Source organism: Peribacillus sp. NPDC058002 (assembly GCF_042886655.1).
GTDB classification, from domain to species: domain Bacteria; phylum Bacillota; class Bacilli; order Bacillales; family DSM-1321; genus Peribacillus; species Peribacillus aracenensis.
The window spans coordinates 1-8,750 of record NZ_JBHVQU010000156.1; the positions used below are offsets into that span (position 1 = coordinate 1).

The following is an 8,750-nucleotide window of genomic DNA, read 5'->3' on the forward strand; positions in this document are numbered from 1 at the left end:
GGTAAAGATATGTATATTATATACTGAAAATCGTAAGCGTTTTCATTATTGTTGTGAACAATTTGTGAAAGTTTGAACATTATCATATTTTAGGGAAATTGGAATAGGTTGGGAAATATAATAACCTTGGTCATCAATTGTTTCTTTGATCTTATCAATACTAACTTCGTTCGGATTAAACTCAACACTAACAGTTCCAGAATCTAAGTTTACTTTATCAGTGGTAACTCCAGATAATTCGCCTACATTGCCTTCAACTGAATTTATGCAATGCCCACATGACATTCCTTTTACGTTAACAGTCATTTTTTCCATATCGCTTAGTCTCCTTTTATTTTTTCATAATTTTTGTATTGTCACCATTACCTCATCTAAAATCTCCGTATCCCCTTCTTGAATTCTTTCTAGAACACATGACTTCACGGCGGCACTATTTAAAGCTGATTGAGTAGCAGATATTTGAGTAATGACATCATCACAATACGTATCCTTTTCAATTAATCCTTTTATTCCTCGAATTTGTCCTTCAATTCAATCTTGTTACTAAATTATTTTTCACTTTATCTGAATGATGGCTCTTTCTTTCACCGTCTGATGAGCAGCATTGATCGATCTCAAGACTTTCTGAATTCATCGACATTGCCTCACCTCCTTAATTGCATAATACTATACCCCTCTATGGTATGTGACATCGAATTTTATTTACTTTACTACGGTTTGCTTAAAAATACTTATGTGTATCTATACTAACCTAATGCCTATATGAATATATTTTTCATGTTGTTGGTTAAAGATTATTATAAAAACTTTTACCAAAACGAAATTTCTGATGAAATTAAAATATACCACCTAAAAGTTATAATCCTCTTAAATCTCACTCTCGATATTAAATAAATCCTTATTCAATAAAACTCCATTATGCTAAAGATACCTTTATGTGACACATTTTGTGCCCTTTGTGTGTCCGTTTTGTAAGACCGTCCATACGAACGCATTCCGCTTCTGCTTTTGCCATGGCTTCGATTTTATACTATTCTGCATCCGCTTCCGTTACCTGTTTCATTTTATTTGCGGAAGCCGCCTGCTCTACCGCTTAAAGGTCATCCGCCTTTTTCTTCACTTCGGATTCATATTGCTTTACAAAAGTTACGTTAAAATGAGGTTGATAGATTTGAATGTTTGATCATTTTTTTACAATACAATATATTGACGGCTTCAATACATGATGCGATTCTTCATTAAGAAGGATCGCTTTTTCTTTGCGGCATAATCTTAAGGGAGAGCGGGTGTCAGAAACCGATTGATAGATGGAATTTAAAGACTAATGACTCATTTACAAACTATTCAGTTAAATACATAATTAGGAATATTATGAATAAGGAGGGATTATATGTATAAAAAATCAATAACAGTACTATTAGCTGCGGGTATGGTTCTATCAACCGGTACAGTATTTGCACAAATAAACGGGGCAACAAATGCCCAGTCTGACACAGCTTTTGATAACAAAGTTATCAAAAAAATTAGTACGGACAATATGTATAATACGATTGCCTATCTATCAGAGCAACCGAGGGCTGCTGGTACAGAAGGGGAGCTCCGTGCAGTCAAATACATAGAAAGTCAGTTTAAGAGTCTTGGTTTTGAAACAAAGATTCAGCCTTTTCCCATCTATGATACGGTGCAAAATGTAAAAGTGAAAATTGGTGACAGTGATTTAGGAGGAACACCGCGTGCCCTTAGCGGCAGTATCAGCGGAAAGGTAACGGCCGAACTTGTTAATGTTGGAAAAGCAAAGCCAGAGGAAGTTGGAGAAAATGTATCTGGGAAAATTGCACTAGTTGAACGTGGGGACATTACCTTTGTTGAAAAGGTTCAGAATGTCCTAAATAAAGGAGCGGTTGGCGTTTTAATGTACAACAACTCACCATCAGGAAATAATTTCGGACAAGTATCATCGGGGCAAAATATACCTGCTGTAGCCATTACCCAAGCCCAAGGGTTAGAGTTGGTCGAACAGCTTAAAACTAAACAAATCACGTCCACTCTGGAAGTGGGAAAAGCTGAAAGGATCGAAAAGACATCCTACAATGTCATCGCTTCCCTAAAACCAAAAGCCAATAAGGATAATGGTCAAATCGTGACTGTTGGAGCCCATCATGATTCTGTCCCGGGCGGCCCTGGTGCAAACGATGATGCTTCGGGTGTATCAGCTGTGCTGGAACTGGCACGGATCCTGGCCAAAACGCCAATTGACACTGAAATTCGCTTCCTCACGTTCGGATCTGAGGAAAGAGGGCTCGTTGGATCATCCTTCTATGCAGATTCCCTTCCCAAAGAGGATGTAGACCGCATGGTGGCTCACTTCCAAATGGATATGATAGGCGGACGTGATGCTGGCGAGGATAACCCTGCAGGTGGTTTGATTATGTATACCATTGATGGAAAGAAAAACCTTGTTACGGACCTGGGCTCCTCAGCAGGGGCCAGAACGATGGATGTTGCGATTCCTTATGGACAGCTGGGCAGGAGTGACCACCAACCATTCCATGAGCTTGGCATTCCATCCGCCTTGTTTATCCATTCCCCTGTAGAGCCTTGGTATCACCAGCCTACAGATACACTGGATAAGATATCGAAAGAAAAATTGCAGCAAGCAGCTGAAATTGTCGGTGCCAGTGTGTATCAAATTGCCCGTCCGGAAACTCCGGCATTAACAAATGCACGTGTAGCTCCTGGCAAGGTAGACTATGATTTTGATGACCGTCCGGTAGATTAAATACTTCATTATACAGAATTACGAGATTAATAATGGAGCTTGGAGAAAATCAGGAGGGCACCTGTGCAGTTTACAGATGCTCTCTTCTTTTTTCGGTCAGCGCCTCGTGCATATTTTTTTCACTATTTCTAAGCTCTATTATCAGTGTACCTCTCCAATAATACTTCACATAAATAATTTCAACCATCAATAGATAGAAATCCAAAAACAGCTCAAACTTTAATGGATGAGCTGTTTTTGGAAATTTCAGGTTGCAAACTAAATTCATAACGCTTTCTTAGTCGCAAGTATTATAGCCATGTTCTAACTGTAAATGAACCAAAGATAAAGATGAGAAATACAAACATAACCGTGTTCAGTAAACTTAAATTCGATGTTATTGTTTATTAATCATCGGTCCAACAGCTGCCCCCATAAGAAAGTGAACAAGTAGCCCCCAAATACTACATGGGTGGTGTATTTCGGGACGATGTTTTGTTTGCTTCACTTTTTATCGGTACTCTGCAAGCCGAGGGTAAACTAGATGACCACGGCAAGACTTTATCTATTTCTATTTTATTCGTTAGATCCATATCTATCAGCATCTCAAACAAATAGCGAAGATAATGATAGGGACTCAAATCCTTCTCTTTTGCCGTTTCAACCACACTATACATGATGGCACTCCCTCTAGCACCTCGCAGTGTATTAGAAAACATCCAATTTTTTCTCCCATTCACAAACGGCTTAGCTTAATGGAACATTCACTTCTGTTGTTGTCGATTTCTAAATACCCATCCAATAAAAAAGCTTCCAGATGCTTCCATTGATTCAAACAATAAGTGATAGCTATTCCTAGCGCACTTTTTGGTGGTACGAGATCTTTTTGTTCATAAAGCCATGCTGGAAAAAGGTCCAGAATGTCCTGCTTTTTTCCAGTCGCTGTTCATGTCGTTCTGTAGGGTCGACATGTAACTTCATATTAGGGTTTGAGTTAGAGTGGTGTCTTACTCATATCTTATTGAGGAGTCCTATTTTTTTCAAAGCTGAAAAATAACGAACTACAGGAATGCTATCCTGCTGGGGACCGTTGTAACCTGCTTTCGGTGACGTTTGAGAAGGGTATTTCCTAATCTCCCTCTCTTTTCCAACGGTAAGACTGATACCAAATCTATAAAAAGAAGCAGCCACAACTCCTTCAAATCAAACGGACGATGATAAATAAAATCACTGTCCGTTCTATTTTTCTAACTATTCATCATCCCCCTAGCACTCTTCCTCTCCATGCAAACGCATACAAAGAAAGATCTAACCCATTTATGGTTAGATCCTTTTATCTTTTTCATTTTTTAAACAACTTTTTCTATGCAACCTTCTGTGTCAATTCTTCAACAGGTTAATCAGTATGTTTCTTTTTAATCAACTGAAGTTCTAGTTCCTTTTTCAACTATGACCGGAAATTTTTTGAACAATACGGCTTTTCTATGATCAAAACATCCTTCCCATTTGGATATGGCGATAGTTGCTAATGCATTCCCAATAATATTGACGATTCCGCGTGCCATATCCATAAGCCTATCTACTGCAAGAACTAAAGCTAGACCTTCTACCGGCAATCCAACAGCGACCAGCGTTGCGGATAAAACAGCAAATGATGCCCCAGGTACAGCTGCAATCCCCTTTGATGTTAGCATCAATACAAGAAGTATCGTAACTGCTCCATAAGTGTTAAATCAATACCATATAACTGTGCGATAAACGGAACAACCATTGCCTGATACAAAGCTGAACCGTCTAAATTAAATGTGTATCCAGTAGGAATGACAAAAGATACTACAGAGCGATCACATCCAAATCGATTCATTTTATCCATAAGCTGTGGCATTACGGTTTCCGTACTGTCAGTAACGTAACCAATAATTAATTCTTCTTTTAGGTTGCGAATCAGTGTCCACAAATTTACTTTTAAAAGCCATGCGAGGGAACCAAATATAATTACAATAAATACTATAATCGTAATGTGGTTAACGATTAGTAATTTGCCCAACGGAATGAGAGATTTAAACCCAAAGGTCGCAACGGTATTAGCCATTATGGCAAAAACACCGAACGGAGCAAATTTCATTACAAGGTGGACGAAATTAAACATCGTTTCCGAAACCCCTTGGAAAAATTGCAGCACAATTTTTCCTTTGTCTCCTGTGGAAGCCAACGCGATACCGAACATCACAGCAAAGAATATAACAGGAAGTATTTTCCCTTCCGCTAATGATTTAAAAAGATTAGGTGAAAAAATACCGATTAAAACGTCAATAGGTTTGGTGTCTTCTGCTGTTTGCGTATATTGCTGAATATCGGCCTTTTCCAATTGGCTACTATCGATTCCTACACCAGGTTGAGCCAAATTAGTGGCAACTAATCCTACAACTAGGGCTATCGTCGTTAAAATCTCAAAATAAATGATTGTTTTGAATCCTATTTTGCCCATCCGTTTCAAGTTCCCCATGCCGGCAATACTTGAAACAATAACTGAAAATACAAGAGGGATAATAACAATTTTAATCATGTTAATAAAAATCTCACCAAGAGGCTTTACGGCTTGACCATATTGCTTAGACAAAAATCCCAATAAAAGTCCCAACACCATACCGGCGACAATTTGCCATATTAAACCTTTTTTATTCATAACTTACCTCCTTATTAGTTTTAATATTAGATACCTATAAGGTCCAGCCGTTTTTGGGGAAGTTATACATTAAGACTGAAAGCCCTGCTCTACTAGAGAAGAATTCTCTTCTGTATATGAGTGTATTTGTTTAGGCTTTTTGCGTCGACTTTTCACGTATAGAGTTAATGGTTCCTTGTACAGTAATACGCTCAGGATTTGTCATGATTTCAATGAGTGTTACTCCTTTAGATTTAAGTGCACGCTCAAGCGTATCTTTAAATTCTTCTTCCTTGGTTACCCTAAAAGCTTGAGCTCCTAGGGCAGCCCCTAAAGAAGAAAAATTCACATCACTTAACTCAGTGCCGATCACTCGCTCCGGATAATGTATTTCTTGATGCATGCGAATCGTTCCATACATACTATTGTTAAATACAAGTGCGATCACTGGAATATTGTAACGGACTGCCGTTTCTAACTCTTGTGTCGTCATCATAAAACCACCGTCACCTGATAATGAAACGACCGTTTTATCTGGATTTGCCAGTTTGGTACCTAATGCCGCTGGTAAACCATATCCCATCGCACCAGATGTTGGACCAATATATGTTTTAGAACGGTTAAAGGAATAAAAATTGTGTAACCAACTTGCAAAATTACCGGCATCATTCGTAATAATTGCATCCTCTGGAAGTGTTTCCTGAAGAATTCGAATAATTTCCTTATTATCAACACTATGCTCCTTCTCCGCGTCCACTCCGTCTCCAGCATGCTTATATATTTCATTCCTCTCTTTTGCCCATTTAGACCAGCTTTTGTCCACATTCATATCAAGTAATTCTTCTAGTGCTTCTCTCGCATCAGCAACAATACCAACATGTGGAATATACACCTTACCGAGTGTCTCCTCTTCAATATCGATATGAACCAATTTCTGTTCCTGGTTTAGAATGCTATAATCCTGTGTTGTAACCTCCGATAAACGTGTGCCAATTGCCAGAACTAGGTCAGCCTGACGAAGCGTACCGAGTATAGGCGCAAATGTGCCAAGTCCAGAGTGACCGACATACAATGCATGATCATTAGGAAAGACATCATGACGACGGAATGACGACATTACTGGAATCTCAAATTTTTCTGCCAGTTTACGTAACGCCTGTTCTCCATTTGCTGCAATTACGCCTCCTCCAGCAAGAATAACCGGACGCTCTGATTGTTCCAGTAGTCGTTGAACGGATACGATCTCTTGCGTACCTGGACGTGGTGCCGGAACTGGAGTAACAGGTCCAAAGCTCATTTCCGCTTCTGCTACGAGAACGTCTTCCGGAAGAGCAATGACAACAGGTCCCGGTCGCCCGCTCTTTGCGATGCGGAACGCCCGCTGAACAAGTTCTGGCATACGTTCTACATCTTTAATTTCCACGGTCCATTTGGCAATGTGACCGAAAAAACGATCCAAGTCTACCTCTTGAAACCCTTCTCTGCCCCGGAATTTACTATGGACCTGGCCTAAGAAAACAACCATAGGCGTGGAATCCTGGTAAGCAGTATGAATACCAATAGCTAAATTGGCACCACCTACCGCCCGCGTCGCCATGGCGACACCCGGTTTACGCGTCGCTTTCCCGTATGCCTCAGCCATAAAAGCGGCACCACCTTCATGACGTGTAGAAATCAATTGAATGCTTTCCGTTTCATAAATGCTATCCATTAAAGGTAAATAACTTTCTCCGGGAACGCAGAAAACATGCTCAACACCTTCTAGTTTCATACATTCTACAATTGCACGTGCTCCGTTCATCGATTTTCCCATTGTTTTTCTCTCCTCTATAATTTCAATATTTGAAATAGCATTTCATACATATCGCAGAACTAATCAGTAATCGTTACTTTTGTTTTAATTCGATGTATTGCTTCATACAATCTTTCATTTGGTACGGATAAAGAGATTCTGAAATATCCCTCTCCGTATTCTCCAAATGCTACGCCCGGCGTTACAATTACACCGGCTTCTTCAAGCAACTTGGTTGCAAATTCGCTAGAAGTGTATCCTTCTGGTACAGATGCCCAGATAAAAAAACTTCCTTTCGGTGTATCGGATTCAATTCCTATTTCCCGAAGCGCCGCAAGCATTCCTTCCATCCGCTCTTTATAAATCTGATTGTAATCTTCTACGCAATATTGTTCAGACACAAGTGCAGTGGCAGCAGCCTTTTGAATGGGAAGGAACTGGCTTGTATCCATATTACTCTTCACAACGGATAGCGATTGAAGAGCTTCTTTGTTTCCTACTGCGTACCCAATTCTCCATCCTGTCATGCTATATGTCTTTGAAAGAGAACCAAACTCTACGGCAATCTCCTTTGCGCCTTCTACCTGCAGAATGCTTGGAGCTGTATATCCGTTAAATGTAACCATTTGGTATGCAGCATCATGTGCAACGACCATTTGATTACGTCGAGCAAAATCTACGGCTCCCTGGAAAAATGCTAAATCCGCTGTAGCGGCGGTTGGATTTCCCGGATAATTCAAAAACATTAGCTTCGCTTTTTCGACTTCTTGCACGGGAATTGATGTAAAATCCGGTAGAAATCCATTTTCTTTTAATAGCGCCATACTATAAGGAATGCCATTGGCCAGATAAGTAGCCGTTCGATATGTGGGATATCCCGGGTCTGGAAGCAATACAACATCGCCTGGATCAATCGATGCAGTAATAAAATGAGAGATTCCCTCTTTTGAACCGATTAGCGCAAGAATTTCCGTCTCTGGGTCCAAGTCAACATTAAAACGATCTTTATAAAATTGGGCCACCGCTTTTCGGAATTCTAGACAACCACTGTATCCAGGATATTTAAAATTATCCGGGTCTTTCATTTCCCCAATTAATCGATCTACAATGTGCTGTGGAGTAGGCAGATCTGGACATCCAATGCCTAAATCAATTACATCTACTCCTTGTTCAATTAAATTTTGTTTCTTTTTATTAATCTCATTAAACAAATAAGGGGGGACATTCTTAACACGCTTCGGTTTTATAAACATTTTTTCTCCTTTCTGTGCAATCCCAATTCAATATTCAAAAGGGAACTTTATATCTCGTTTCAACTATTGAAACGGCATTTCTTTTTTTATAAACTAATATTAAAACAAATAAACTAAATATTCAAAAGTTTTGTAAAATAATGTTATATATTTTTGTTCTTTACCTTTCTTTGATTTTTAATAAATTTCCATTTATCATAATATTACAAAAAAATCGTTTCAATATTTGAAACACCATTTAAAATATGATTAAATATTTGATAGATATGAACTGTTTAAGGG

4 protein-coding genes and 3 pseudogenes are annotated in these 8,750 nt (G+C 39.1%); 1 reads left to right on the forward strand and 6 read right to left on the reverse strand.

Annotated elements, in window-relative coordinates:
• Positions 1-45: 45 nt before the first annotated feature.
• Positions 46-315: a copper chaperone CopZ gene (gene copZ, locus ACFVSH_RS19655; RefSeq protein WP_387707424.1), complete on the reverse strand. Its 270-nt coding sequence runs from the start codon at positions 313-315 to the stop codon at positions 46-48.
• Positions 316-339: 24 nt separating this feature from the next.
• Positions 340-640 (reverse strand): annotated as a pseudogene (locus tag ACFVSH_RS19660) (metal-sensing transcriptional repressor).
• 750 nt (positions 641-1,390) lie between these two features.
• Here ACFVSH_RS19660 and ACFVSH_RS19665 point away from each other — a divergent pair.
• Positions 1,391-2,779, forward strand: a complete 1,389-nt coding sequence (locus ACFVSH_RS19665) for a M28 family peptidase (RefSeq protein ID WP_387707426.1) — start codon at positions 1,391-1,393, stop codon at positions 2,777-2,779.
• 443 nt (positions 2,780-3,222) lie between these two features.
• Here ACFVSH_RS19665 and ACFVSH_RS19670 read toward each other — a convergent pair.
• From ACFVSH_RS19670 to ACFVSH_RS19685, 4 genes and pseudogenes are all read right to left on the reverse strand, one after another.
• Positions 3,223-3,730 (reverse strand): annotated as a pseudogene (locus ACFVSH_RS19670) (IS66 family transposase); the annotation flags it as partial.
• A gap of 443 nt (positions 3,731-4,173) precedes the next feature.
• Positions 4,174-5,444, reverse strand: a pseudogene (locus tag ACFVSH_RS19675) (dicarboxylate/amino acid:cation symporter).
• 130 nt (positions 5,445-5,574) lie between these two features.
• On the reverse strand, positions 5,575-7,236 hold the full coding sequence (locus ACFVSH_RS19680; RefSeq protein ID WP_387604335.1) for a thiamine pyrophosphate-dependent enzyme: 1,662 nt from the start codon (positions 7,234-7,236) through the stop codon (positions 5,575-5,577).
• Between the two features lie 59 nt (positions 7,237-7,295).
• Entirely contained in the window at positions 7,296-8,468 is a 1,173-nt protein-coding gene (locus ACFVSH_RS19685; RefSeq protein ID WP_387707428.1) for an LL-diaminopimelate aminotransferase, read from the reverse strand.
• Positions 8,469-8,750: the final 282 nt, after the last annotated feature.